Source organism: Micromonospora sp. NPDC020750, from assembly GCF_044334565.1.
Taxonomy (GTDB): domain Bacteria; phylum Actinomycetota; class Actinomycetes; order Mycobacteriales; family Micromonosporaceae; genus Micromonospora.
Genome location: NZ_JBIRTH010000002.1, coordinates 234,155 through 257,814, shown reverse-complemented (window position 1 = coordinate 257,814; position 23,660 = coordinate 234,155). Strand labels below are relative to the sequence as shown.

General features: G+C 75.3%; 23 protein-coding genes and 4 pseudogenes. 11 read left to right on the top strand and 16 right to left on the bottom strand.

Annotated elements, in window-relative coordinates; genetic code table 11:
- Positions 1-270: 270 nt before the first annotated feature.
- From ACH4T9_RS06350 to ACH4T9_RS06315, 8 genes and pseudogenes are all read left to right on the top strand, one after another.
- The gene (locus ACH4T9_RS06350) at positions 271-1,506 is read left to right on the top strand and encodes a hypothetical protein (protein ID WP_396670509.1); all 1,236 of its coding nucleotides are present in this window, start codon (positions 271-273) and stop codon (positions 1,504-1,506) included.
- Positions 1,493-4,363 carry a nitrate- and nitrite sensing domain-containing protein gene (locus ACH4T9_RS06345; protein WP_396670510.1) on the top strand — a complete coding sequence of 957 codons (2,871 nt, stop codon included), beginning with the start codon at positions 1,493-1,495 and terminating at the stop codon, positions 4,361-4,363. The genes ACH4T9_RS06350 and ACH4T9_RS06345 overlap by 14 nt, the downstream gene beginning before the upstream one ends.
- Positions 4,360-4,833: a roadblock/LC7 domain-containing protein gene (locus tag ACH4T9_RS06340; protein WP_387014522.1), complete on the top strand. Its 474-nt coding sequence runs from the start codon at positions 4,360-4,362 to the stop codon at positions 4,831-4,833. The genes ACH4T9_RS06345 and ACH4T9_RS06340 overlap by 4 nt, the downstream gene beginning before the upstream one ends.
- The gene (locus ACH4T9_RS06335; RefSeq protein WP_396670511.1) at positions 4,830-5,318 is read left to right on the top strand and encodes a DUF742 domain-containing protein; all 489 of its coding nucleotides are present in this window, start codon (positions 4,830-4,832) and stop codon (positions 5,316-5,318) included. Before ACH4T9_RS06340 ends, ACH4T9_RS06335 begins: the two co-directional genes overlap by 4 nt.
- Positions 5,296-6,081, top strand: coding sequence for a GTP-binding protein (locus ACH4T9_RS06330; protein WP_396670512.1), 786 nt, complete (start codon positions 5,296-5,298; stop codon positions 6,079-6,081). The genes ACH4T9_RS06335 and ACH4T9_RS06330 overlap by 23 nt, the downstream gene beginning before the upstream one ends.
- Before the next feature lie 44 nt (positions 6,082-6,125).
- Positions 6,126-7,001, top strand: a complete 876-nt coding sequence (locus ACH4T9_RS06325; protein ID WP_396670513.1) for a hypothetical protein — start codon at positions 6,126-6,128, stop codon at positions 6,999-7,001.
- A 143-nt stretch (positions 7,002-7,144) separates the two neighbouring features.
- Positions 7,145-7,724, top strand: a pseudogene (locus ACH4T9_RS06320) (ATPase); the annotation flags it as partial.
- Between the two features lie 95 nt (positions 7,725-7,819).
- Positions 7,820-9,442: pseudogene (locus tag ACH4T9_RS06315) on the top strand (AAA family ATPase); the annotation flags it as partial.
- A gap of 77 nt (positions 9,443-9,519) precedes the next feature.
- On the opposite strand, the gene ACH4T9_RS06310 reads toward ACH4T9_RS06315, so the two are convergent.
- The 16 genes and pseudogenes from ACH4T9_RS06310 to ACH4T9_RS06235 all read right to left on the bottom strand — a co-directional run bounded on the left by ACH4T9_RS06310 (position 9,520) and on the right by ACH4T9_RS06235 (position 20,327).
- The gene (locus tag ACH4T9_RS06310; RefSeq protein WP_396670514.1) at positions 9,520-9,939 is read right to left on the bottom strand and encodes a gas vesicle protein K; all 420 of its coding nucleotides are present in this window, start codon (positions 9,937-9,939) and stop codon (positions 9,520-9,522) included.
- Positions 9,936-10,196: a gas vesicle protein gene (locus ACH4T9_RS06305; RefSeq protein ID WP_396670515.1), complete on the bottom strand. Its 261-nt coding sequence runs from the start codon at positions 10,194-10,196 to the stop codon at positions 9,936-9,938. The genes ACH4T9_RS06310 and ACH4T9_RS06305 overlap by 4 nt, the downstream gene beginning before the upstream one ends.
- The gene (locus ACH4T9_RS06300) at positions 10,190-11,038 is read right to left on the bottom strand and encodes a GvpL/GvpF family gas vesicle protein (RefSeq protein WP_396670516.1); all 849 of its coding nucleotides are present in this window, start codon (positions 11,036-11,038) and stop codon (positions 10,190-10,192) included. Before ACH4T9_RS06300 ends, ACH4T9_RS06305 begins: the two co-directional genes overlap by 7 nt.
- 157 nt (positions 11,039-11,195) lie before the next feature.
- A pseudogene (gene gvpJ / locus ACH4T9_RS06295) lies at positions 11,196-11,396 on the bottom strand (gas vesicle protein GvpJ); the annotation flags it as partial.
- 1 nt (position 11,397) lies between these two features.
- Entirely contained in the window at positions 11,398-11,751 is a 354-nt protein-coding gene (locus ACH4T9_RS06290; RefSeq protein WP_396670517.1) for a gas vesicle protein, read from the bottom strand.
- A 16-nt stretch (positions 11,752-11,767) separates the two neighbouring features.
- Positions 11,768-12,061: a gas vesicle protein GvpG gene (locus ACH4T9_RS06285; protein WP_396670518.1), complete on the bottom strand. Its 294-nt coding sequence runs from the start codon at positions 12,059-12,061 to the stop codon at positions 11,768-11,770.
- Positions 12,062-12,064: 3 nt separating this feature from the next.
- A complete protein-coding gene (locus tag ACH4T9_RS06280; RefSeq protein ID WP_396686822.1) occupies positions 12,065-12,820 on the bottom strand; it encodes a GvpL/GvpF family gas vesicle protein in 756 nt (251 codons plus the stop codon).
- 168 nt (positions 12,821-12,988) lie between these two features.
- A pseudogene (gene gvpJ / locus ACH4T9_RS06275) lies at positions 12,989-13,192 on the bottom strand (gas vesicle protein GvpJ); the annotation flags it as partial.
- A 35-nt stretch (positions 13,193-13,227) separates the two neighbouring features.
- Entirely contained in the window at positions 13,228-14,376 is a 1,149-nt protein-coding gene (locus ACH4T9_RS06270; RefSeq protein WP_396670519.1) for an SRPBCC family protein, read from the bottom strand.
- Positions 14,377-14,378: 2 nt separating this feature from the next.
- Positions 14,379-14,837, bottom strand: a complete 459-nt coding sequence (locus tag ACH4T9_RS06265; RefSeq protein ID WP_396686817.1) for a hypothetical protein — start codon at positions 14,835-14,837, stop codon at positions 14,379-14,381.
- Between the two features lie 280 nt (positions 14,838-15,117).
- Positions 15,118-15,627, bottom strand: a complete 510-nt coding sequence (locus ACH4T9_RS06260; protein WP_396670520.1) for a GNAT family N-acetyltransferase — start codon at positions 15,625-15,627, stop codon at positions 15,118-15,120.
- Between the two features lie 171 nt (positions 15,628-15,798).
- Positions 15,799-16,752 (bottom strand): hypothetical protein, encoded by a 954-nt coding sequence (locus ACH4T9_RS06255; protein WP_396670521.1) that lies wholly within the window; start codon positions 16,750-16,752, stop codon positions 15,799-15,801.
- A gap of 88 nt (positions 16,753-16,840) precedes the next feature.
- On the bottom strand, positions 16,841-17,293 hold the full coding sequence (locus ACH4T9_RS06250) for a DUF3263 domain-containing protein (RefSeq protein ID WP_396670522.1): 453 nt from the start codon (positions 17,291-17,293) through the stop codon (positions 16,841-16,843).
- Positions 17,294-17,417: 124 nt separating this feature from the next.
- Positions 17,418-18,437, bottom strand: coding sequence for an ABC transporter permease subunit (locus ACH4T9_RS06245; protein ID WP_396670523.1), 1,020 nt, complete (start codon positions 18,435-18,437; stop codon positions 17,418-17,420).
- Positions 18,434-19,357: an ATP-binding cassette domain-containing protein gene (locus tag ACH4T9_RS06240; protein ID WP_396670762.1), complete on the bottom strand. Its 924-nt coding sequence runs from the start codon at positions 19,355-19,357 to the stop codon at positions 18,434-18,436. The genes ACH4T9_RS06245 and ACH4T9_RS06240 overlap by 4 nt, the downstream gene beginning before the upstream one ends.
- 184 nt (positions 19,358-19,541) lie before the next feature.
- Positions 19,542-20,327, bottom strand: coding sequence for a DeoR/GlpR family DNA-binding transcription regulator (locus tag ACH4T9_RS06235; protein WP_396670763.1), 786 nt, complete (start codon positions 20,325-20,327; stop codon positions 19,542-19,544).
- A gap of 197 nt (positions 20,328-20,524) precedes the next feature.
- On the opposite strand from ACH4T9_RS06235, the gene ACH4T9_RS06230 reads away from it, so the two are divergent.
- Genes ACH4T9_RS06230 through nagA form a run of 3 tightly spaced genes read left to right on the top strand, consistent with a single transcriptional unit; the run spans position 20,525 to position 23,480 of the window.
- On the top strand, positions 20,525-21,454 hold the full coding sequence (locus ACH4T9_RS06230; RefSeq protein ID WP_396670524.1) for an SIS domain-containing protein: 930 nt from the start codon (positions 20,525-20,527) through the stop codon (positions 21,452-21,454).
- The gene (locus tag ACH4T9_RS06225; RefSeq protein ID WP_396670525.1) at positions 21,451-22,371 is read left to right on the top strand and encodes an ROK family protein; all 921 of its coding nucleotides are present in this window, start codon (positions 21,451-21,453) and stop codon (positions 22,369-22,371) included. Before ACH4T9_RS06230 ends, ACH4T9_RS06225 begins: the two co-directional genes overlap by 4 nt.
- Positions 22,371-23,480 (top strand): N-acetylglucosamine-6-phosphate deacetylase, encoded by a 1,110-nt coding sequence (nagA, locus tag ACH4T9_RS06220; protein WP_396670526.1) that lies wholly within the window; start codon positions 22,371-22,373, stop codon positions 23,478-23,480. Before ACH4T9_RS06225 ends, nagA begins: the two co-directional genes overlap by 1 nt.
- The last annotated feature ends 180 nt before the right edge of the window (positions 23,481-23,660 follow it).

The window sequence follows — 23,660 nt, the reverse complement described above, 5'->3', positions numbered from 1 at the left end:
GGCGCGGCCCAGTGAGATGAATTCGGATCACGTGAATTCCGATGTTCCTCCCAAAATCACATCCGATCCATCCATGTCCACCGAACCGTATGCACCAAGAGTGCGGCTGGGCTGCACACGGCGTTACATCGCTCGAAGTGACGCAAAACTGACCGACCGGCGGCTCTGCCGGCCCTGCCTGGTCAGTTAGTTTTCCGGTCCGGTGAGCGGGACTGCATCGGCGACCCCCGACACCCTGCCCGTCCCCCGCCGTCGCCGGAGGAGCCATCCATGACCGTCCCTGCGGAGCGGGTCCCCCGACGGCCCGCCCTCCCGGGTCGCGTGCTGCCGCTGCTGCTCGTCGTGGCACTGCTCGTGCCGGTGGCGTTCCTCTTCGCCCAGCAGCGGCGGCTCACCAACGACGACCGGGGGCTGGCGGTCCGTGAGCGGATGGGCGTGGAGTACCTGCGGGCCCTCGGCCCCGTCACCCTGGCCCTGGTCGACGCCCAGTCAGCGGCCGTCACCGGGCGGACCGCGTCCCGCGAGGCGCTGAACCGGGCGGTGCAGGACGCCGCCTCGGTCGACACCCGCATCGGTGACCAGCTACGCACCCACGACCGGTGGACCGGGCTCCGGGCCAAGCTGGAGGCGCTGCCCGACCGGGCGCTGACCGATCCGGAGGCAGCCTTCGTCGCGTACGGCGAGGTCACCGACCTGCTGCTGGCCCTGCACCGCAAGGTGCGGGAGGGTTCCGGGCTGATGCGGGACCCGCAGTCGGACTCGTTCTTCCTCCAGGACGCCGTCAGCGAGGAGCTGCCCGAGGCGCTCGTGACCGCCGGCCGCCTCGCCGACCTGGCCACCCTCGCCGCCCGCCGCCCCACCGCCGAGCGGATCCGCACCGGGCCCGAGCTGGCCGGCCTGCGGGTGGCCGCCCTCACTCCCGCCACCGACCTGGTCACCGACCTGCGCGCGGCGGTCGACAGCACGGAGAGCACCAAACTCGGCGCCAACGTGCTCACCCCGCTCGACAACTACCAGCGGGCCGTCGAGCGGCTCGCCGCGCTCTCCGCCCCGACCGGCCGGGCCGGCACCGAGGATGCCCCGGGGCTGGGCGGGCTGACCGAACTCACCGCCGCCCGGAACAACGCGCAGAGCGCCGCCAGGCAGCTCCAGCCGGTCATCCTCGACGAGCTGGACGTGCTGCTGCGGGAACGGATCGACCGGCTCGACCGGGAGCGGTGGCTGGCCGGGGCAGCTCTCGGGGCGGCCGTCCTGCTGGTCGCCGCGCTCGCGGCGATGCTGGTCGCCGCGTACCGTCGGGCCCGCCGTCGGGCCGTCGGGGAGCACCGGGCCGACGAGGACGCCGGCGCGTCGCCGGGTGGCACCGGCTGGGAACCGCCGGGCGAGCCCCGGGGGCCCGCCCCGCTCGGCACGCTAGCCCCGGCCGAGCCCCGGACGCTCCAGCCGGCCGGGCTAGGCCGCGCCGCCGGCACCGCACGGTGGGGGCCCTTCGATGCTGCTCGGTAGGCTCCGCATCCGGGGCAAGCTCGCCCTGCTGGTGATCATTCCGCTGCTCAGCATGGTCGGGCTCGCCGTGCCGGTGGTGCTCGACCGGATCGCCGCTGCCGGGCGGGCCGCGGACACCGCCGAGAGCGTCCGAGTGGCCAACCGGGTCGGCACGCTGGTGCAGGGCATCCAGCAGGAGCGCCTGCTCTCGGTCGGGCTGCTGCTCGGCCGGGTCACCCGCACCGAGCTGATCCAGGCGTCGGCCACCGTGGACGACCGGGTCGCCGACCTGCGCGCCGAACTGGGCGACCAACTCCCCGCCCGGGTCGCCACCGCCCTGGACGGGGTGCGGCGGCTGGCCGACCTGCGTACCGCCGTGCTGGCCGGGCGGGCCACCCCCACGCAGGTCATGGAGACCTTCGGCCCGGTCTCCATGACGCTGATCGAGTCGCTGCGGCTGCCCTGGCAGGTCGACACCACGACCACGATCGGCCAGCAGGTGCTGGCCCTGGACGCGCTGCTGCGCGCCGACGAGTGGATCGGGGCGTGCGCCACCCTGATCGTCCTGGTCCGGGCCACCGGCGACCCGCAGGTCTCCGCCAGCTACCTCGCCTGCATGGCCAAGCTGAACGTGAACAACGAGCGGTTCCGCAGCCTGATCACCCCGGAGCAGCACCAGCTGGCCCTGCTCGACGACGCGGCGGTGGCCGCCCGGACCAGCCCGGCGTTCCTCGCCCACAGCGTGCGGGACCCCGTCGCCGCGATCTCCATGATCCCGCTGGACACGCTCTTCCCGTCGGTCCGCTCGATGATCACCCTCGGCCAGTTCGTCGAGAAGAAGATCATCGCGGACGTCACCACGCAGGTACGGGCCGAACAGCAGCGGGCGCTCGTCGCCGCCTGGCTGGTCGGCGACGTGGCGTTCGCCATCCTGCTGGTCGTGGTGCTGCTCAGCGTGGCGGTGGCCCGGACGGTGGCCCGCCCGCTGACCCGGCTCACCCACAGCGCCGATCGGGTCGCCCGGGCCGCCGAAGCCGAACTGGTCCGGATCGCCGACGACGAGATCGAGAGCGTCCCGCCGATCCGCCTCGACCCGGTCGACGTCCGGGGGCGGGACGAGGTCGGCGACCTGGCCCGCGCGTTCGAGCGGGTGCAGACCACCGCGGCGCGGCTGGTGGAGCGGCAGGTCGCCGGGCGGCGCAACGTGGCGCAGATGTTCGGGCACGTGGGACGCCGCACACAGAACCTGGTGGGCCGGCAGCTCGCGCTCATCGACCAGCTGGAACGGCAGGAGACCGACCCGGACCGGCTGGAGCACCTGTACCGCCTCGACCACGTCTCCAGCCGGCTACGCCGCAACGCCGGCAGCCTCGTCGTGCTCTCCGGGTCGACCGACGCCGACGCGCACGTCGCCCCGGTGCCGCTGGCCGACGCGGTACGCCTCGCCCTCGGCGAGATCGAGGACTACACCCGGGTCGACGTGCAGGTCCCGCCCGGCGTGTCCGCGGCACCGGCGATCGTCGGCGACCTGGTACTGGCGGCGGCGGAGCTGATGGAGAACGCCACCGTCTTCTCCCCGCCACACACCCGGGTTACGGTCACCGCCGCGCCGACCGAGGGCGGGGTCCGGCTGTCGGTGGTGGACCGGGGCATCGGGATGACCGAGGAGCGGCTGGCCGAGGCGAACGCCCGGTTCACCCGCCGGGAGCGGCTCGACCTCGCCCCGACCGAGGTGCTCGGCCTGTTCGTGGTGGGCCGGCTGGCCCGCCGGCACGGCTGGACCGTGGACCTCGTCCCGACCGCTGTCGGCGGGGTCACCGCCCGGCTGGAGGTCCCGTCGGCGCTGCTGGTCGTACCGCCGGCCGACCGGGCGGGGGCCAACGTGGCCCGGGCGTCGGTGCCGGACCGGGACCGACGGACCACCCCCGCCCGGCCGGAGCCGATCGGCCCCAGGCGGGCCCTGGCCGCCGTCGCCGCGTCGCCCCACCCGACGGTCGGGGCCGACCCGCTCGACCCGACGGCGTCGCCCGGGTTCGACCCCGAGCTGCTCAGCCGGGCCACCCGGTCCATGGAGTCCGGACAGTCCTGGAACGCCTTCAGGGCCGGCGCCGGGGCCCTGGCCGCCGGGCCGGGCCGGACCGGAGCTCCCGCCGCCGGCCCGCCGCCACCCGTGATCACCCCGCCGACCGCCGACGTCACGCCGGTCGTGTCCGATGCCGCCGCTCCCCCGGCGGCGTCCGGCGCGGCCCGGCCGCCCCGTGACGGCGCGGCGGTCGGCGGGGCCGGCCCCGCCGCCGCGCCGCCGCTGCCCGTGCGGACCCGGGGCATCTCCTTCCCCGCCGGGCCGCTGTTCGGCAGGCCCGGCGACCCACCCGGCCCGCCGACCGCTCCACAGATCGGGCCGCCGACCTGGCCGACGCCCCGGGCGGGGGCGGGCACCGGGTCAGCCCCGCCGGTCGCCGGGCCGGGTGGGTCGGTGGCCGGCGCCCTGCGCGGCGGCTCGGGCATCCGGCAGCGCATCCCCGGGGCGAGCCTGCCCCGCACCGGGCCGGTGGCCGGCCCGGTGGACGCGTCCACCGCCGATCCGGCCGCCGCCCGCGCCCTGGTCGAGGCGTTCGAGGCCGGGGTACGCCGGGCGGGGCTGCGGGCCCCGACGCCCGCCCCGACCGCGGCGGACGCGCCGCCGGTTTCGCCCCGGCTGAGCCGGCGGGTCCCCGGCGCCAACCTGACCGTCTCGCCGCCCCGACCCCTGCCGGTCTCCGACCCCGGCGACCCGGCCGAGGTGCGGGACCTGATCAACCAGTTCGAGGCGGGCGTCGCCCGTGCTCTGCGCGAAGTCTGTCCAGCCCGCCGCCATGAAGAGGGATCAACACGGTGACCAGCCCGTTCCTGCACGACAACGTCGAGCACCAGAACCACCCCGGCGCCGGGGACCTCAGCCCCGAGGCCCGGACGTTCAACTGGCTGCTGGACTCCTTCACCTCCAGCACCGCCGGGGTGATGGAGGCGATCGCGGTCTCCTCCGACGGGCTGCTGATGGCCATGTCGGCAATCAAGGACCGGTCGAACGCCGAACGCCTCGCCGCCGTGGTCTCCGGCATGACGAGCCTCGCCGGCGGCGCGGCGAGCTGGTACGCCCTCGGCGGGCTGAACCGGGTGATCGTCGACATGACCGACGGCTACCTGTTGATCAGCGCGATCAGCAGCGGATCCGTGCTCGGGGTCGTCGCCGACCGGTCAGCGAACCTCGGCACCGTGGCGTACGAGATGACCCTCTTCGCCGGGCGGGCCGGCGGCGCCCTCACCCCACGACTCATCGTCGAGCTGAAGAACGCCGTCCAGCAGTGAGTTCGGACGCCGCCGGCACCGGGCCGGGTCCGGAACCCACGGTCCGGATCCGGCCCTACCTGCGGGCGTCGTCCCCGGGCGGCGACGGCGGGCCGGACGGCGTCCCTGGCGCGCCGGCCGCCCCCGAGCCGGAGCGGCCGGCCGGCCCACGCCCGTTCGTGCTGACCGCCGGCCGGGTGGCCGGGGCGGACCCGGCGATCGGACTGGAGACCCAGGTGACCGCCCGGGCCGAGGCCGGCGGGTGGAACGCCACGCCCGCGTCCCGGCTCGCCCCGGAGCTCCAGGCGATCATCGCGCTCTGCGGCGAGCCGATCTCGGTCGCCGAGATCTCGGCCCGGACCCGCATGCACTTCGGCGTCACCCGGGTCCTGGTCGGCGACCTGCGGGGCGCCGGCCACCTCGACGTGCACGTCGGCACTGCCGAGGACGCCCTTGACCCCGACCTCATCCTGCGAGTGATTGATGGACTCCGTGCGATCTCCTGAATGGCCGGCGGCCCCGCTCGGCGGGCTCGCCGCCAACAGCGCCACCACCCGCTACGGCACTCCGGCGGGCACCGCGCCGGCCACCGGACGGGCCACTCCGCCGGCCCCACCGCCGCCGGCCCCACCGCCGACAGCTCCGCCGCCGTACCGGCCGCCGGCCGGGCCGCAGCACGCCGCGCCGGACCGCGGTCCGGGCCGGGTCGCCCCACCGATCCCGGTCAAGATCCTCATTGCCGGCGGGTTCGGGGTCGGCAAGACCACCACGGTCGGGGCCATCTCCGAGATCACGCCGCTGACCACCGAGGCGGAGATGACCAGCGTCGGGATCGGCATCGACGACCCGGGCGGTCAGTCCGGCAAGACCACCACCACGGTGGCGATGGACTTCGGCTGCGTGACCATCGACCGCAGCCTCAAGCTCTACCTCTTCGGCACCCCCGGCCAGGCCCGGTTCGGATTCATGTGGGACGACCTGGCCCGGGGAGCGCTGGGCGCGCTGGTCGTGGTGGACAGCACCCGGCTGGACGACTGCTATCCGGCGATCGACTTCTTCGAGCGGGCCGGGCTGCCGTTCGTGGTCGGGGTGAACGCCTTCGACGGCCGGCTGGCCCTGGACCTCACCTCGATCCGGTGGGCCCTGGCCATCGGCGACCAGGTGCCCCTGATCCGGTTCGACGCCCGGGACCGGCTCTCGGTGCGGGACGCCCTGCTGGTCGTCCTGGACCGGGCGCTGGACCGGGCCACCCGGGAGGGACGGGACTGAACGAGCCCTGCCTCGGGATCCGACTCACCGGAAGGGATGGCGACATGAGAGGTGACCTGGACGAGACACTCGCCCGGCTGGCCCGGCGCGAGGAGGCACTCCGGCGGCGGGGCACCGAGCCGGCCGAGGAGCCCGGCCGGAAGGCCGCAGCCCCGTCCGCCGCCGACGCCGCCGGGGTGCCGCCGGGAAGCGACGCCGGGCGGGGCCGGCCGGGCGGGGCAACCGTCCCGAGCCGGCCGGTGAGCGACCCCGTCCCGGTTCCCCCGGAGGGCGGTGACGTCGGCCCGAACGGGGCGGCGACCGGCACCACGCCGGACCGGGCGGGCGGGGACGCGGCCCGGCTGGCCGGCCCGCCGGGCCGGGCAGGAACCCTCCGCGCCCTGCCAGCCGGCCCCACGGCCGGCACGGTGGGCGGCACGGTGGCCGGCGGGGTGGGCGGCACGACGGCCGGCGGGGTGGGCGGCACGACGGCCGGCACGGTGGGCGGCACGACGGCCGGCACGGTGGGCGGCACGACGGCCGGCACGGTGGGCGGCACGACGGACAGCGGGGTAGGGACTGCCGGCGGCACGGCAGGGACTGCCGGCGGCACCATGGACGCGTCCGTCGGGCGGGACCCGGTGGCGGAGGTCGCCGAGGCGGTCGCCCGGGTGGTGGCGACGCACCCCGGCGTGACGGTCACGGTCCGGGTGGAGCACGACGGGCAGGCGTACCCGCTGCGGGTCGGCTGGTCGGGCGGGCAAGTGACGGTCGGCGCGGAGGCGGCCACCGTCCCGCCGCCGGTCTGGCCGCTGTCGGTAAGGACCGTGCCGGCGTGGGTGCCCAAACCGGACCAGCTCACGGCGGACCCGACGGCCCGGCTTGCGGAGCTGATCCGGCGCGACCAGTCCCTGCTCGGTGGCCCCGGCGACCGCCCCTGACTCCACCGCCCTGAACCCCACCGCTCTCATCCGACGGCCGACACCGACGGGCCACGAACGTGTGGGCGACAGCGTGGGGCGGTCCGGCCCGCTCGGCGGCGCTTGTGCGGGGTCTTCCTTTTCCCGGCGGCTACCCTCGGGCGATGGCCGCACCCGACCTGACCCTCACCGCCAGCCTGCGCCCCGCCGCGCTGGACGCCCGGCGCGGCGTTGTCCGGCTGCACCCGGAGGTGCTGACCGCACTGGCGCTGCGGCCCGGCGACCCGGTCCGGCTGGCCGGGCGGCGGGTGACCGCCGGCATCGTCGCCCCGGCCGGGCCGGCCGCGAGCACCGCCCTGCTCTACGCCGACGATCTGCTGCTGGGCAACCTCGGCATCCGCGACGGCGGGCAGGTGACGGTGAGCCGGGCGCCGGTGGTCCCCGCCCGCCGGGTGACCCTGGCCGGGCCGGTCCAGGTGGTCGCCGCCGTCTCCCCGGAGATGCTGCGGCTCGCCCTGCTCGGCAAGGTGGTGACCGCTGGGGACGACGTCTCCCTGCTGCCCCAGGACGTGCTGCCGGACGCCTCCGTACGCACTCTCGTCGAGGCGGCCCGCCGCAGCCTGTCCAGCACCGTCGGGTACGCCTGGACCAGCACCCTGCTCACCGTGACCGCCGCCGAGCCGGGTTTCGGGGCGCTGGTCACCATGGACACGGTGGTCGGCTGGGAGCACGGCCAGACCACCCGGAACGGCGGCCCGCCCGGCGCGGCCCGGCCCGGCACCGGGCCGGACGGCGGTACGGCCGACCGGGCTGGCCGGGCCGACGCCTCGGCCGACCGGGCCGACGGGACCGACGAGCCGACCGACCGGCCCGACGATGCGGGCGGGGCCGAGGACGCACCCGGCGTGGACGAGCTGCCCGGGCTGCGGGCCCAGGCCGAGGAGTTGACCGAGCTGCTCGACCTCGGGTTCCACCACCGGGAGGTGCTGGGCCGGCTGAGCACCGCCGTGTCGCTCGGGGTGCTGGTCGCAGGGCCCGCCGGGTCGGGCAAGTCCGCGCTGGTCCGGGCCGTCGCCGCCCGGGTGGGCGCGACCGTCCGCCCGCTCTGGGCCCCCGAGCTGGCGGCGCTCACCAACGACGCGGCGGCGCGACGGCTGCGCGCCACCGCCGACGAGGTACGCGGAAACGGCCCGGCCGTGCTGTTGGTCACCGACGTGGAGGCGCTCGCCCCCGCCGAGAACCCCGGACCGCTGTCCACCGTCTTCCGGCAGCTGCTCGCCGAGACCGTCCGGGCCGGGACTGCGGTGGTCTGCACGACCAGCCGTCCCGAGGCGGTCGACCCCGCGCTGCGCGGGCCGGACCTGCTCTCGCTACGGATCACCGTCCCCCTGCCCGACCAGGCACTGCGCCGGGAGCAGCTCACCGTGCTGACCCGACAGGTGCCGCTGGCCGGGGATGTCCGGCTCGACGAGGTCGCCGGGCGTACCCCGGGGTTCGTCGCCGCCGACCTGGCCGCGCTGGTCCGGGAGGCCGGGGTGCGGGCGGCTCTGCGGCAGAAGTCGGCCGAGTCGCCGACAGTGGCGATGACCGACTTCACCGCCGCCCTGGAGGTGGTCCGGCCGACCACGATGGCCGGGTCCACCCTGGAGCTGGCCAACGTCACCCTCGACGACGTGGGGGACATGGTCGAGGTCAAGGAGACGCTGACCGAGTCGGTGCTCTGGCCGCTGACCTACCCGGACACCTTCGCCCGGCTCGGGGTGCAGCCGCCGCGCGGGGTGCTGCTCTACGGGCCGCCCGGCTGCGGCAAGACGTACCTGGTCACGGCGCTGGCCGGGTCGGGCCGGGCGAACGTGCTCTCGGTGAAGGGCGCGGAGCTGCTGTCGAAGTGGGTCGGCGAGAGCGAGCGGGCGGTCCGGGAGCTGTTCCGCCGGGCCCGGGAGGCCGCCCCGACGCTGGTGTTCCTCGACGAGGTGGACGCGCTCGCCCCGGTTCGCGGGCAGGCCAGCGACGGGGGCACCACCGACCGGGTGGTCGCCGCCCTGCTCACCGAGCTGGACGGGGTGGAGTCGCTGCGCAACGTGGTGGTGGTCGGCGCGACCAACCGCCCCGACCTGGTGGACCCGGCCCTGCTGCGGCCCGGCCGGCTGGAGCGGCTGGTGTACGTGCCCCCGCCGGACGGGGCGGGCCGGGCGGAGATCCTGCGCGCCGCCGCCCGCAACGTCCCGCTGGCCGACGACGTCGACCTCGCCGCGCTCGCCGACGGGCTGGACGGCTTCTCGGCTGCCGACTGCGCGGCGCTGGTCCGGGAGGCCGCGCTCGCCGCGATGCGGGAGTCGATGACCGCGTCGACAATCACCGCCGGGCACGTCGAGTCCGCGCGACGGCGGGTCCGGCCGTCCCTCGACCCCGACCAGGTCGCCTGGCTGGCGGCGTACGCGGAGGCCCGGGCGGCGCGCTGAGGACGGGCCGGCGCGGGGGCGGTCGGCCGGTCGCGGCGGGGGCGGTCCGCCACGCGGTCGCCGGTCGGGGCGGGTGGTCAGTCCGTCGGCAGCAGCGGCCCGAGGGGGCCGAGGTCCAGGTTCAGGTCCTCGGGGGCCAGGCCGAAGTACTCCCGCAGCCCGGTCATCTGCTCCTCGAGCGCCATCAGCGTGACGCCGATCCGCTCCACCTGTTCGCCGGTGAGGTCGCCCACCTCGACCCGGCGCAGCGCCTGGCGTTCCATGAGCTGTCGCAGCAGTTCGATCACGGTGAGCACGAGGCTGGCCAGTCCCCGCTCGACGGAGTCCCGGTCCACGGCGAGCCGCCGATCCAGCGGCGTCACCCGGGGCGCCCGCCACTGCGGCTCGTCGAGGGCGGCGGCCAGTTCCCTCGCCTCCTCCCACCGGACGATCCCGTCCGGCCCGGCCGTGCCGTCCCGCCGGACTCGGGCGTCCCGATCGGGGTCGATCCCGGTCATTCCGCCACCCCGTCGGCCAGGCCGGGCGGGTACGGCCCCGCTGTCACCGGCGGTTCCGGCGGGACGAGCGCGCCGATCGAGGCGACCAGCGCCCGCAGGGAGATCCGCACCAGGTCGACGTCGGCGATGGCGATGGTGATGTCCCCGGAGACCACCACGCCCCGGGCGAGCACCCGGTCGAGCACGTCCACCAGCGCCACCGACCGGTACGCCAGCGGGTCGTCCGCGCTGCTCGGCGCGAGGGCGGTGGTCACCATGCCGGATCCTTGACGGTCAGCGCCGGCTCCGGCGGGCGGTCCTCGGCGAAGGAGTACGCCGGCCAGGGGCCCGTGAGCTCCAGGCGCACCTCGGGGTGCCGGCCGGCCAGCGCGGCGACCAGGCCGGTGAACCCGCCGAGGGTGGGGACGTCCACCAGGTACGCCCCGTTGAGCACCATCGCGGTGGGCGCACCGGAGAGCCGGCGGTCCTGCGGAGCGTGCCGGCGGGCGGCCACTGTGTACCCGGCGAGGGCGTCATGCACGGCTGTGGCGGCCTCGGCGGCGGCCCGCTGCCCCTCGTCCCGGGCCGTCAGCTCCGCCCGGCGCCGCCGCAGGTACGCGACCCCGGCCCCCTCGGGTGCGGCCCCACCACCCGTGGCGGCGTGGACGGTCGCGCCCGGCACGGCGTACCCCTTGACGCCCCACTCGGCGCGGCCGGTGAGCCGGTCGAGGGTGGCCGCCAGCTCGGCCCGGCGTTCGGCGAGCAGCCGGGCGACGCCCCGCTCGTCGCGGTAGACGGTGGCGAGCCGGGTCGGCACCACCGCGCCGGCCCGGGACAGCGCGGCCACCACCTCGTGGTGCGTGCGCGCGGCCCGCTCCAGCCAGGTCAGGTCCTCCAGGTTGCGGCGCAGCGCCTCCTCGCCGTACTCGGCCAGCGGCGCGGTGCTCACCACGGCGACCAGGCCGGCGGCCGGCACGGCCCGCAGCGGCCCGCCGTCCATCCCGGTGACGGCGGCCAGCATGGCCCGGTCGGCCTCGCGGGCCACCCCGTGCAGCCAGCGCCCGGCGGCGTCCCCGGCGGGCTCCGGGTCACCCGGAAGCGGCTCAGCCGTGCAGCTCATCGCGGTCCTCCCTCAACACGGCGGCCCGCCGGGCCACCCGGGGCCGCCGTTCGGCCTCGACCTCCTCGGGGTCCCGGGGGCCCGGCTCCACCGGCGGGCGGGCGCGCGAACTGAGCCACGGGTCGTGCTCCCACCAGTCGATGCCGATCTGCCGCGCGGTGTCGACCGACGCGATGACCAGGCGCAGCTTCAGCGTCAGCAGCTCGATGTCGAGCAGGCTGACCCGGATGTCGCCGGCAATCACGATGCCCCGGTCGAGCACCCGTTCGAGGATGTCGCCGAGGTTCGCCGGCTCGTGGCCGGCCGGCAGCACCTGGCCGGAGTTCTGCACCACAGACGGGGTGCGCGGACTGGTCATCTCAGCCCACCTCGCCCTTCCCGCGCTGGTAGCGGCGCACCCGCCGGTACCCGAGCAGCTCCCCGTCGACGTCAATGTCGATCTCGTACAGGCCGAGCAGGTCGGTGGAGGCGGGAATCCGGTGATCCTCGACCACCTCCACCCCCACCCGCCAGCCCTCGTCCGTGGACTCCAGCGAGACGACGCCCTGCGGCTCCCGGCCGGCGAGGGTGGTGATCAGGCGCAGCCCTTCGCGCGCCGCCTCGGCCGCCGGCAGCGGTTCGGGGTACTCCTCGTCGTCGTACCGGTCGTCGTCACGTTCCCCCGGCCACCCGTCCGCCGGCGCGCCGACGTCCCGGATCCGTCCCTGGGTCATCCCGCTCACCTCCCTGTCACCCCTTCCGCCTGCCGTTGCCGGCCCGCCTCCGCGCGCCGCCGTCGGCCCGCCTCGTCCCGCGCCCGCCCGTCGGCGTCAGCCGGTCGAGGACCCGCTGCTGGCCTCGGTCCCGTTCCCGCTCCGTGATGTCGCCGGCCGCCGCCGCCCGGTCGAGTTCCTCCAGCTCCCGGCGCACGTTCGCCGGGTTGCGCTGCTGGGACTCGGCCTCCCGGGCGATCACCTTCACCACCGCGGTCAACCCGCGCACCGGGGCGTACGGCAGGGTCAGCAGCGCCCAGAGGATGTCCACCGGTCAGCCCGCCAGCTGGTGCGCGGCGACGAAATCGTACGGGGCGTGCGGGCCGAGCAGCCGCATCCGGAGCAGGTCCCGACGCCGCCCGGCGTACGCCTCCAGCGCGTCGGCGAACTCGTCCGCCCGCGCGGAGTCCACCAGGAACGCCAGGTTCACCGCGTCCAGCTCGCTGCTCGGCGGACGGACCGCGCTGTCCACCACGAGCGGCGTCACGGCGTCCAGGACGTGCCGGTTCTCCGCCTCCCGGCGCAGCTCCACCGCCTGGCTGACGATCTCGCCGAGCCGGATCCGCTGCGGCCGGGTCGCCGCCTCCGGCTGCCCGCGTACCTGCCGAGCCAGGTCGGCGGCCTCCGGGTCGGCGGCGAGCAGCTCCGCGAGCAGCGGCTGCTCGTGGTAGCGGGCATGCACCATGTACTCGATCCGGTCCTCGAACCCGTCGAGGGCCGCCGCGAACCGGTCGTGGTGGGCGGTGAGCAGCTCGGTCACCGCGTCGGGGCCGGTGACCACGGTGCCGAAGCGCACCGGCAGCACCGGCGCCACCGCCGCCGTCCCGTCCAGCAGTTCCTGGTACGCGGTCAGGTCGGCCGGCCGGCCCAGCGGCTCCTCCAGCCCCACCTCGCTGACCAGCGCGGCCAGCTCGCCGTGCCGAATCGCCGCGACCTCGCTCGGCGGGTCGCCCACCCCGGCGGCGTCCGGGGTCGGCTCCACGTCGGACGGCACGATGCCGTAGACGAACAGTCCCGTCCCGTCGGCCACGTCACCGCCCCCCGTTCCCCCGGCGCGCTCGCCGGGCCGCCTCCCCGACGCCGCCGGTCGCGCCGCCCAGCTCCCGGGCGGTTCCGCCGGCCGCGTCGCCGGGGTCGGCGGCAAGCCCCGCGCGGCTTCGGAGACGTTCCCGACCAGGCCCGCGAGCCCGTCGCCCTCGGCGGCAGAGATGTCCAGCCGGTCCACCATCTCGGCAAAGCACAGGTACGTCTCGATGCTCGCCACCACCACCCGGGCGTTGATCTCCAGCAGCGGAATGCCGAGCACTCCGACGGCGACCTGGGCGTCGATCACCACGCCCTTGTCGAGCACGGTCTCCACCACGTCGGCCAGTCCTCCGACCGCGCCGCCGGCCTGCTCCAGCGCGCCGCCACCCCCGGCGCCTCCCGTGGCGACCGTCACTCGCCCCGCTCCTGTCGCCGTCGTCGGACCACGGGTCGCCAGGGCGGCTCCGGACGGCGGCGGGCCGCCGGGCGGGGACGTTCCGGCTCCTCCCGGGGCGCCGGTTCCTCCCGGGGCTCCCGGAGGCGGGGGCGTTCCAGCTCCTCGCGACGCTGCGGGCGGCGGGCTTGCTCCGGCTGGCGGCGGCGCGGTGGCGGCTCCTCCTCTTCCGCTTCCGCTTCGTCGTACCCCTCGTCCGCGTACTCGTCGTACTCCTCGTCGCGGGGGCGGGGGCGCTGCTCCCGCTGCTCCCGCTGCTCGCGCTCCTCGCGAAGGGCGGTCTCGTGGTCCCGCACCACCTCCGAGTCCTCGATCTCGCCGCGCCAGCCCTGCACGGAGTCCGGGTCGAGGACCGTCTGCGTCATCACGTGTCGGACGAAGTGCTTCAGCTCCAGCCGCACCCGCCGTCCCTGGGCCCGCCAGAGGTTGCCGGTGTGCTCGAAGAAGCCCTGCGGGTGGTACTCCAGAACGACCAGGATGCGGGTCAGGTCGGGGGTCAGCCCGTGGAAGCTGACGGTGCCGTCCACCGAGCCCTTCTCGCCCTTCGAGCGCCAGTGGATCAGCCGATCCGGGATCTGCCGGACGATGGTCGACTCCCAGGTCCGGTGCGACCAGAGCACCTGCGCCTTCCAGGTCAGCTTCTCGTCGCCGTCCGTGTCGACGGTCTCGACCTTCTTCATGAAGCTCGGGAAGTCGCCGAACTGCGTCCACTGGTCGTACGCGACCCGGATCGGCACGCCCACCTCGATCGACTCGATGATGTTGGTGACCTTGAGCTTCTTCGAGCCTCCCTTGCCGCCTCCCTTGCCGCCTCTGCCGAGAGCCGACATCAATTTCTCCTTACCGCCGGCCAGGCCGGCATGGAACATGGCCTTCACCGGGGCCTTGCCCTCGGCGAGCTTCTGGGTGCCCGTGGCCGCGGCGATCAGGCCAGGGCCGCCGCCCTGCTGGGCGTACTCGCTGAGCCGCCCGGTCGCGCCGGTTACCTTCTCCGTCACCGCCGTCACCGCGCGCTCACCGATCGCCGAGGCGAGGTTGCGCAGCTCGCCGCCGAGTTGGTCGCAGGCCCTGCCGGCGAGGCCACCCGGCTTCATGTTCTCGGCCATGGTCACCGTCCCCGCCGGCTGTCGGTGTCCTCGGTTCCGGGCTTCGACCCGTCCCCCTGAATTTGGCCCTGGCCCTGCCCCTGCCCCTGCCCCTGGCCTTGGCCCTGGCCCGACTCTTCGCGTCGGCCGTCGTTGCCCCCTGACGCGCCGGACGACCTCCGGCGCAGGGCGTCCGCGCGGCCGCGCAACCGGCCGCTCACGGCCTCGATGCTGTTGCCGGCCGCGGCAGTCGCGGCGGCCCTGCCGGCCGAGACGAGGGGCCCGCCGAGGCGGCTGAGGCCGCTCAACTGGGGGGACGACTGAAGCAGTTCCCGGCCCTGCTTCAACAGCCCACCGGGACTGCGGCTGGCCCGCCCGGCCGCCACGGCGGTGGCCAGGACGAGGGCGGTGCGCAGCTTACGCCGGCGACCGAGAAGATAGCCGAAACCGACTGCGAGTCCGATTCGTGCTCCGCTCTTCATCAGTTCTCCTTAGCTCCCCGGTAGGAGGGAAAGCCCATTTCGGGAAAGGCCCGGAAAACAGCTACCGGGGATCAGCGCAACAGCGGCCTCTGCCTGGACGTCCCGCTTCAAGCGGACGGGCGGGCAGTACCCGTCGGCGTTGCCGCGAAACGTCAGGTGACACTCGCTGGACAGACCCGACGGGGGCATCAGGAGGGCCGGTCGGATACCTCGCGGGAGAGGGTGAAGACGACAGCCGAAACGATCCCGGCCACGGGAGACAATCGTTTTCGGAGTGGGCTCAGAAAGTGGGCGGAGTGGCGTCTAGACTGATTTCCGCCCGCACCGTGTCGCCGTCCTCGATCAATTTCGCGCCGCACTTGCGGAGCACGGAAATGGCCCCGGCGTTGTCCCGCGTGGTTTCCGCCACGACAGTGTGCATTCCGGCCGCCGCCGCGAGGTTGAGCAGTTCGCGCAGGGCCGCCGCGCCCACGCCCTGCCCCCGGGCGGACCGGCCGAGCCAGACGCCCGCCTCCACCGTCCCCGGCTCGGCGCGGCGGGTCATCCGGATCATCCCCAGCACCTCGCCGCTGACCAGCACGACGTACATCGCGGTGCGGGACGGGCCGGCGAGGCCCGCGAAGCCCGTGCGGTAGTAGTCGCGGAACGCCTGCCGGCGGGCGTGCGACCACCCGGCCGGCGCGTCGACCGGGGGCATCACGTCGTCCGGCTCGGCCTCGGCGACCGCCACCGAGAGCAGCGGTTCAAGGTTCCGCTCACCCACCGGCTCCAGCCGCACCGCACCCGTCACGTGCCGCAGTCTGCCGGTCCGCACCCGCCCGAGTCCACCCTTTGCCGTACCGCTCCCCCGGTCCGGCGCGGGTACGACCTGGTCGCACCCGGTCTGCGCCCCCGCCGCAGCGGGGCGGCGGCCCGGCCGAGGCGGGGCCGCCGCGGGCATCGGCCGCCGCCCGGCGAACCGTCACGCCGGGTCGAACTCGCAGAGGACGGCCGAGGCGTCGTCGGTGGGCTTGTGCCGGCGCAACCGGTCGGGCCGGTCGCGCTCCGCGGCGCGGACCCGGTCGACGAGCGCGCCCGGCCCCTCGGCGGTGACCAGGTCCAGCAACCCCGCCCAGTCGAAGAGCCCGAACTGCTCCACCGCGCAGGATGCGCCATCGGTGAGCAGGGCGGCGCGGCGCAGGCCGCCCGGCCCGCGCAGCGGCACCGTCCCGGTGAGCGCGTGGTACGCGGCGTCGGGGTCGGCGGCGGCGACCCAGTAGCCGTGCGTGCGGTTCATCCGCTCCCGTTGCAGCCCCACGGCCCGCCGGAACCGGTCGGTCCGGTCGCCGTCGCCGGCCGGTTCCGGCAGGGTGCCCACCGTCCGACGCAGGTCGGCCACCGCGGTCTCCAGCCGGTCGTCGGCGATTACGTCGACCCGACCGCCGACGTCGAGCACCAGGGGACTGTCACAGAGCACCAGCCAGTCGACCTCGTTCCCGCCGGCGCGCAGCAGGCAGACCGTCGACGAGGGTGTGCCGGGGTGGTCGAGGTCGCAGTCGCCGCCGTGGTCCGCCCGAACCGCCAGGATCGCCGCCGCGAGGCTGCTCATCAGGGTGGCCGCCGGGCGGGCGGCGGTGGCCAGCCCGAGCCGGGCGGCGAGGTGCCGGACGTACCAGGCCGGCCCGTGCCGGCAGCCCGTGTCGAAGCCCTCCGGTACGGTCGCCCCGTCCAGGACGCCGACCAGGGGGCCGAACCGGAATACCAGATCCTCGTTGACCGCTCGGCCGGGGGCCGGAGCGGACGCCGACCGTACCCGCATCATCGGTCCCGCCGACCCGGCGCGGGTCCCCGGCCCGGCCGCCGCCTCCGCCGTCGTGGTGTCCGCCCGCCCGGCACGATCCCTGCCGACCGGTACGCCCCGGTGCCCTGCCGTCATCCTCCGCTCCTTCCGCCACCGCGCCGGCTACCCGGCCCGGCCGGGGACATTCCCGGCCGGGACGAGCCACAAGGCCGGCCGGGCCGGGTCAGCGCCGCCGGTTGCGGGCCCGCGAGGAGCGCAGGCGGCGCAGCCGGCCGATCAGCACCGGCTCGGCGGCCAGGGCGGCCGGGTTGTCCAGCAGCCCGTTGAGAAGTTGGTAGTAGCGCGTCGCGGAGAGGCCGAAGCCGTCCCGGATTGCCTGCTCCTTCGCGCCGGCGTGCCGCCACCACTGCTGTTCGAAGGCGAGGATGCGCCGCTCGCGCTCGGTGAGACCGGCGGCGCCGGGGGCCGGCGCGGGTGGCTCGGACGCCGGCGCGACGGACTCGGGCGGGGACGCCGGCGCGACGGACTCGGGCGCGGACCGGGGCAGCGGGACGACCTGCTCCCGGCCGCCCGCGCCCTCCGGAGCCTCCACGCCCGGAATCGCCCGGTCGCCGTCGCCGGGGCGTCCCGGCTCGGGCCGTTCGGTGGCGGCCGGGGAGGCGTCGGCAGGCGGCATGGCGCTCCTCACGCGGGCGTGCGAAGGGCCGGCAGAGGCACGCCGACCAGGGGATCACCAGCCTAACCAGGGGCGACCCGGACCGCATCGGACGTGCGGTCCGGGTCGCCCCGGCGGAACCCGGTCAGGCGACGTCGCGGCGGCGCATGGTGACCAGCGCCGCGCCGAGGGCGGCCACCAGCCCGACGGCGAGCAGGATCGAGGCGTGCTGCCAGGTCAGATCGAGGGTGTCCGGCTTGCACTCCCCGTAGTAGGTGGCGTTGCAGGCCTCGTAGTTCTCCAGGGTCACCTTCTTCTGCATCCAGGCCAACCCGTACGTCGGCAGCAGCCACGCCTCGATGAACCGGGTCCCGGCCATCGACAGCAGGATGCCGACGCCGAACTGGCCGACCACGGCGAGCCCGATCGCCCCGCCGAGGGCCATCGCGGTGTGCCGGCCGAGCGAGGCGAGCGCGAACCCGATGGTCGCCGCGACCACGATCAGCACCAGCCCGCGCAGCCCGGTCAGCGCGAACGACTGCCACGTCCCGCCGGTCATCTTCGCGGTGCTGCCGCGCAGCGTGCCGACCAGCCAGAACCCGGCGGTCCAGACCGCCGCGGCGGCCACGGTCAGGGCGACCAGCCCGGTCAGCAGCGCCGCCAGCTTGGTCAGCAGCACGGTGAGCCGCCGGGGCCGCCAGAGCAGCAGGTTCATCATCCCGCCGGAGCTCCACTCGGCACCGACGAAGGAGGCGCCGACCACGAACCCGATCACCGCCAGGATCGCGGTGAACGTGACGATCATTTCCTCGAAGCTGCCGCGGAAGTCGAACGTCGACGGCAGGAACCACTCCGCCTGGATGCTCTCCCGCGGCGGACCCTCGATCATCGCGCAGTCCGGCGGGTACCGGCCCTCCGACTGCTCCTGGCCGGACGCCTTGGCCTGTACGCAGGCCGCCCGTTCCTGCTCGGCCCAGCGCACCTGCTCCTGGTACTGCTGCTCAGCCTGGCGCTGCGCGGCGGCCTGCTGGTCGGCGCCGATCTTCTGGTTGGTGAAGAAGACCCCGACGAGCACCGCCCCGAGGACCAGCAGGCCGAGCAGCGTCGCCCAGCGGGTGAAGCGCCGCTTGCCCAGCCGGCGCAGCTCCGTGCGATAGAGGCTCATGCGCCCCAACCTCCTCCGACGGCGCCGGGCTGACCCGTGCCGCCGACCTTCGTGGACTCGTCGACCTGGCGATGCTGCCCCGGCACGGGGGCGGTCGCGGTCAGCTCCAGGAAGACGCTCTCCAGGTCGACCGTGACCGGGGCCAACTCGCTTACGTAGAGGCCCTGCTCGGCGAGCAGCCGGCTCACCATGGCCGGCTTGTCGACCCCGGCCAGCATCAGGTGATCGGGCTGGGCGGTCACCGCCACGCCCGCCCGGGTCAGCGCGTCGGCTGCCCTCGGCAGGTCGGTGGCCGCCTCCAGGCGGACCCGCACCGCGCCGCCGGAGTGCTCGGCGAGCACCTCGTCGACCGGGCCGAACGCGACCCGCCGGCCGAGCGAGATGATGGTGACCGAGTCGCAGATGAGCTGGATCTCGCCGAGGATGTGGCTGGACAGCACCACGGTCATCCCCGAGGCGGCCAGATCGCGCATAAGGGTGCGCATCTCCCGGATGCCGCCCGGGTCGAGGCCGTTGGCCGGCTCGTCCAGGATCAGCAGCTTCGGCTTCTTGAGCAGGGCCGAGGCGACCGCGAGCCGCTGCTTCATGCCCAGCGAGTACGTCTTGACCCGCTCGCCGGCGCGGTCCCGCAGGCCGACCAGCTCCAGCACCTCGTCGACCCGATTCTGCGGCACCTCGCCGGCCCCGGCGAGCAGCGACAGCGTGTCGCGGGCGGAGAAGTGCGGGAAGAACTGCGGGCTCTCCACGATCGCGCCGACCTGGCCGACCACGGCGGACAGCGCGGCCGGCACCTCCTGACCGAGGATCGCCATCCGGCCGCCGTTGGGCCGGATCAAACCGAGCAGGGTACGCAGGGTGGTGGTCTTCCCCGACCCGTTGGGGCCGAGGAAGCCGTGCACCTGGCCTTGCTCGACCAGCATGTCGAAGCCGTCCAGGGCATGTCGCACGCCCCGGCGTCGGCTCTTGTACGTCTTGCGTAGACCTTCTATTTCCAGGACAGCAGGCAAAGCTGCGCCTCCCCCGATAGCTGCAGGTGACGAGGCACACCATACGCGGTATACACCGGCCCGCAATACCCGGTATGCAGTTCGGCGTGTCGGCCACTCAGGCGCAGATCACGTGCACGCCCGCCGCCCGGAACGCGTCGACCAACCCGGCATCCGCGCCGGAGTCGGTCACCAGCGTCTCCACCCGGTCGACCGGGCAGATCCGGGCGAACGCGTGCCCGCCCAGCTTGGACGAGTCCGCGATGATCACCACCCGCTTCGCCCGGGCCACCATCAGGTTGTTCATCGCCGCCTCGCCCTCGTGGTGGGCGGCGGCGCCGAGCTGCGGGTCGATCGCGTCCACCCCGAGCAGGGCCACGTCCAAGGTGACCTCGCGCAGCAGCGCCCCGCCCAGCGGGCCGACCAGCTCGAACGACTTGGGGCGGACCACCCCGCCGGCCACCACCACCTTCATCCGGGACCGGACCAGCAGCTCGTTGGCGATGTTGAGCGCGTTGGTGACCACGGTGAGCTGGGCGCCCTCGGCGTTGGTGTTCAGGTCCGGCCGAACGGCCAGCGCCCGGGCAACCTCCGTGCTCGTCGTGCCGCCGTTGAGGCCGACCACGGTGCCCGGGGAGACCAGCGCGGCGGCGGCGGCGCCGATCCGCTGCTTCTCGGCCGAGTGCTTGGCGGTCTTGTAGCGCAGCGGCAGGTCGTAGGAGACGCCGTTGGCCACCGCGCCACCCCGGGTCCGGGTGATCATCTGCTGCTGGGCGAGCTGGTCGAAGTCGCGCCGGATGGTGGCCTGGGAGACGGCCAGCCGCCCCGCGGCATCCTCGACGCTCACCCGGCCGTTGTCAGTGAGCATCTCCAGCAGCGCGTTCCATCGGGCGTACCGGTCCACCGCGGGTGCCTCCACCGATTCTGCACGAAGGATGATTGATTGCGTGCACAGTAGTGCGCGAAACTACCTAGGCGCAAAACTTCGCTCTGCGCGATCGGGCAGCCGGTTGCCAGGGTCGCGATGTCTCGCGCAGAATAACGCGCGAAAGACGGCCATATTGCGCCGTATTGCGCACGGCCGCCCGGTGAGGAGTTCTCATGGCGTTCGTCCACGCGGAGATCGCGAGTCAGCCCGACTGTTGGCGGGAGGCTGCGCTGCTGGCCCCCACGGTCACCGAGCACCTGCCGCGCCCCGGGGAGCGGGTCGCCATCGTCGGCTGCGGCACGTCGTGGTTCATGGCGACGGCGTACGCCGGGCTGCGTGAGGCCGCCGGCCACGGCGAGACCGACGCCTTCCAGGCGTCCGAGTTCCCGCCCGGCCGCCGCTACGACCGGCTGATCGCCATCACCCGCTCCGGCACCACCACCGAGGTACTGGAGTTGCTCGCCGCGCTGCGCGGCCAACTCCCCACCACCGTCATCGTCGGCGACCCCGGCTCCCCGGCCGTCGAGTTCGCCTCCGCCGCCATCACCATGCCGTTCGCCGACGAACGCTCGGTCGTGCAGACCCGGTTCGCGACCACCGCGCTGGCCCTGCTCCGCGCCCACCTCGGCCACAACCTCGCCGCGCTCTCCGCCGATGCCGAGGTCACCGTCCGGGCCCCGCTGCCGATCGACCCGGCCCAGGTCGAGCAGGTCACCTTCCTCGGCCGGGGCTGGACGGTCGGCCTGGCCCAGGAGGCCGCGCTGAAGTGCCGCGAGACGGCCACCTTCTGGGCCGAGGCGTACCCGGCCATGGACTACCGGCACGGCCCGATCTCGATCGCCGCCCCGGGCCGGCTGGTCTGGGCGTTCGGCGACATCCCCGAAGGGCTGGCCGAGGACGTCGCAGCCACCGGGGCCGCCTTCGTGCACAGCCGCACCCACGGCTGCCACACCGTGCTCACGAGCTGGGCGGCCGGGCGCACCCCGGTCGACCCGATGGCCGACCTGATCCTCGCCCAACGCTTCGCCGTCGCCCTGGCCACCAGCCGCGGCCTCGACCCGGACGCGCCCCGGCACCTGACCCGCTCCGTGGTGCTCACGTGAGCCCAGTCGACGTCGTCGTCGCGCTGGACGTGGGCGGCACCGGGATGAAGTGCGCCCTGGTCAGCCGGGACGGCGGCGCCCTGCGCGCCGAGCGCCACCCCACCGATGCGGGCCGGGGCCCGGACGCGGTGGTCGACACCATCCTGGACGTCGCCGAGGGGTTGGCCGGCAAGGCGCGGGCCGACGGGTTCGAGCCGGTCGCGCTCGGCGTCGCCGTCCCCGGCGTCGTCGACGAGGCCGCCGGGGTGGCGGTGTGGTCGGCGAACGTCGGCTTCCGGGACGTACCGCTGCGGGACCTGGCGGTGGCGCGGCTCGGGCTGCCCATGGCGCTCGGCCACGACGTGCGCGCCGGTGGCCTGGCCGAGGCCCGGCTCGGCGCGGGCCGGGGCACCGGGCACGTGCTGTTCGTGGCGATCGGCACCGGCATCGCCGCCGCGCACGTGGTCGACGGGTCGGCCGCCACCGGCGCGCACGGCGCCGCCGGGGAGATCGGGCACATCCTGGTCCGCCCCGGTGGCCCGCGCTGCGGCTGCGGCCGGCGCGGCTGCCTGGAGGCGGTCGCCTCGGCCTCGGCGATCGCCCGCCGGTACGCCGAGCTGACCGGCGTCCCCGCGACCGCTGCCGAGGTGGCCGACCGGGCCGCAGCAGGCGAGCCTGCGGCGACCCGGGTCTGGGCGGAGGCCGTCGAGGCGCTCGCCGACGGCCTGGCCACCGGCCAGTCCCTGTTCGACGTGGAGACTGTCGTGGTGGGCGGCGGCCTGGCCCAGGCCGGACCCCTCCTGTTCGACCCGCTGCGCGCGGCGCTGCACGAGCGGATGACCTTCCACCGGGAGCCGCGTCTCGTCGCGGCGGCCCTCGGCGACGAGGCCGGCTGCCTCGGCGCCGCCCTGCTCGCCCTCGACAGTCTGGAGAAGTGATGGCGCTTCGGGTGAACGGCAAGGTGGTGACCCCGACCGGCGTGGTCCGGCAGGGCTGCGTGGAGCTGGACGGCGACCGGATCACCGCCGTCGCCGAGTATCCGTCCGCGCGCGACGGGCACTGGATCGTGCCGGGTTTCGTGGACATGCACACCCACGGCGGGGGCGGGCACACGTTCACCACCGGCGACGCCGACTCCGCCCGGCAGGCGGCGTCCTTCCACCTGGGACACGGCACCACCACGCTGCTGGCCAGCCTGGTCAGCTCACCGTACGAGCTGATGCGGGACGCCACCGCCGCGTTCCGGCCGCTCGTCGAGGAGGGCGTGCTGGCCGGCGTCCACTTCGAGGGGCCGTACCTCTCCTCGGCCCGGTGCGGCGCGCAGAACCCGGAGTTCCTTCGCGACCCGTCCACCGACGAGCTGGCCGCGCTGATCGAGCTGGGCGGCGGCGCGGTCCGGATGGTCACCCTGGCCCCGGAGCGGGACGGCGCGCTGGAGGCGATCAAGCTGCTCACCACCCACCGGGTGGTCGCCGCGGTCGGCCACACCGACGCCACGTACGACCAGACCCGGGCCGCGGTGGCGGCCGGCGCGAGCGTCGGCACTCACCTGTTCAACGGCATGCGCCCGGTGCACCACCGCGAGCCGGGCCCGGTGGTGGCCCTGCTGGACGCCCCGAGCGTGGTCTGCGAGCTGGTCGCCGACGGGGTACACCTGCACGCCGGGATGCTCACCTTCGCCACCTCGACCGCCGGCCCGGAGCGGGCCGCCCTGATCACCGATGCGATGGCCGCCGCCGGCATGCCCGACGGCGAGTACGAGCTGGGCGGCCAGTCCGTGACCGTGGCCGACGGGGTGGCCCGGCTGACCCGGGGCGGCGCGATCGCCGGCAGCACCCTCACCATGGACGCCGCCCTGCGGCACGCCGTGCACGCCGGCATCCCGATGGCGGACGCCTGCCGGATGGTGGCCACCACCCCGGCCCGGGCCATCGGCCTCGGCGACCGGGTCGGCGCGCTCCAGGTCGGCCTCCGCGCCGACCTGGTCGTCCTCGACGACGACCTGAACGTGGTCCGGGTGATGAAGGGCGGCTCCTGGCTGGAGTGACGCCCCGCCGGTCGGGACGGCGGGTCGGGGCCGACCCGGCCCGGCGCGGCCCCTTTGAAGCTGCCCCGCCCACGCGCCCACGCCGGACGGGCAGGAACATGTGCGGCCCCTTTGAAGCTGCCCCGCCCACGCGCCCACGCCCGACGGGCAGGGCCCGGTTCGGCCCCGTCTGCGGCTGCC

Coding starts and splice junctions, on each gene's coding strand:
- ACH4T9_RS06350 (WP_396670509.1), top strand. CDS start 271: ATGACCGTCCCTGCGGAGCGGGTCCCCCGACGGCCCGCCCTCCCGGGT.
- ACH4T9_RS06345 (WP_396670510.1), top strand. CDS start 1,493: ATGCTGCTCGGTAGGCTCCGCATCCGGGGCAAGCTCGCCCTGCTGGTG.
- ACH4T9_RS06330 (WP_396670512.1), top strand. CDS start 5,296: ATGGACTCCGTGCGATCTCCTGAATGGCCGGCGGCCCCGCTCGGCGGG.
- ACH4T9_RS06325 (WP_396670513.1), top strand. CDS start 6,126: ATGAGAGGTGACCTGGACGAGACACTCGCCCGGCTGGCCCGGCGCGAG.
- ACH4T9_RS06310 (WP_396670514.1), bottom strand. CDS start 9,939: ATGACCGGGATCGACCCCGATCGGGACGCCCGAGTCCGGCGGGACGGC.
- ACH4T9_RS06305 (WP_396670515.1), bottom strand. CDS start 10,196: ATGGTGACCACCGCCCTCGCGCCGAGCAGCGCGGACGACCCGCTGGCG.
- ACH4T9_RS06300 (WP_396670516.1), bottom strand. CDS start 11,038: ATGAGCTGCACGGCTGAGCCGCTTCCGGGTGACCCGGAGCCCGCCGGG.
- ACH4T9_RS06290 (WP_396670517.1), bottom strand. CDS start 11,751: ATGACCCAGGGACGGATCCGGGACGTCGGCGCGCCGGCGGACGGGTGG.
- ACH4T9_RS06270 (WP_396670519.1), bottom strand. CDS start 14,376: ATGGCCGAGAACATGAAGCCGGGTGGCCTCGCCGGCAGGGCCTGCGAC.
- ACH4T9_RS06265 (WP_396686817.1), bottom strand. CDS start 14,837: ATGAAGAGCGGAGCACGAATCGGACTCGCAGTCGGTTTCGGCTATCTT.
- ACH4T9_RS06255 (WP_396670521.1), bottom strand. CDS start 16,752: ATGACGGCAGGGCACCGGGGCGTACCGGTCGGCAGGGATCGTGCCGGG.
- ACH4T9_RS06250 (WP_396670522.1), bottom strand. CDS start 17,293: ATGCCGCCTGCCGACGCCTCCCCGGCCGCCACCGAACGGCCCGAGCCG.
- ACH4T9_RS06245 (WP_396670523.1), bottom strand. CDS start 18,437: ATGAGCCTCTATCGCACGGAGCTGCGCCGGCTGGGCAAGCGGCGCTTC.
- ACH4T9_RS06240 (WP_396670762.1), bottom strand. CDS start 19,357: ATGCTGGTCGAGCAAGGCCAGGTGCACGGCTTCCTCGGCCCCAACGGG.
- ACH4T9_RS06230 (WP_396670524.1), top strand. CDS start 20,525: ATGGCGTTCGTCCACGCGGAGATCGCGAGTCAGCCCGACTGTTGGCGG.
- nagA (WP_396670526.1), top strand. CDS start 22,371: ATGGCGCTTCGGGTGAACGGCAAGGTGGTGACCCCGACCGGCGTGGTC.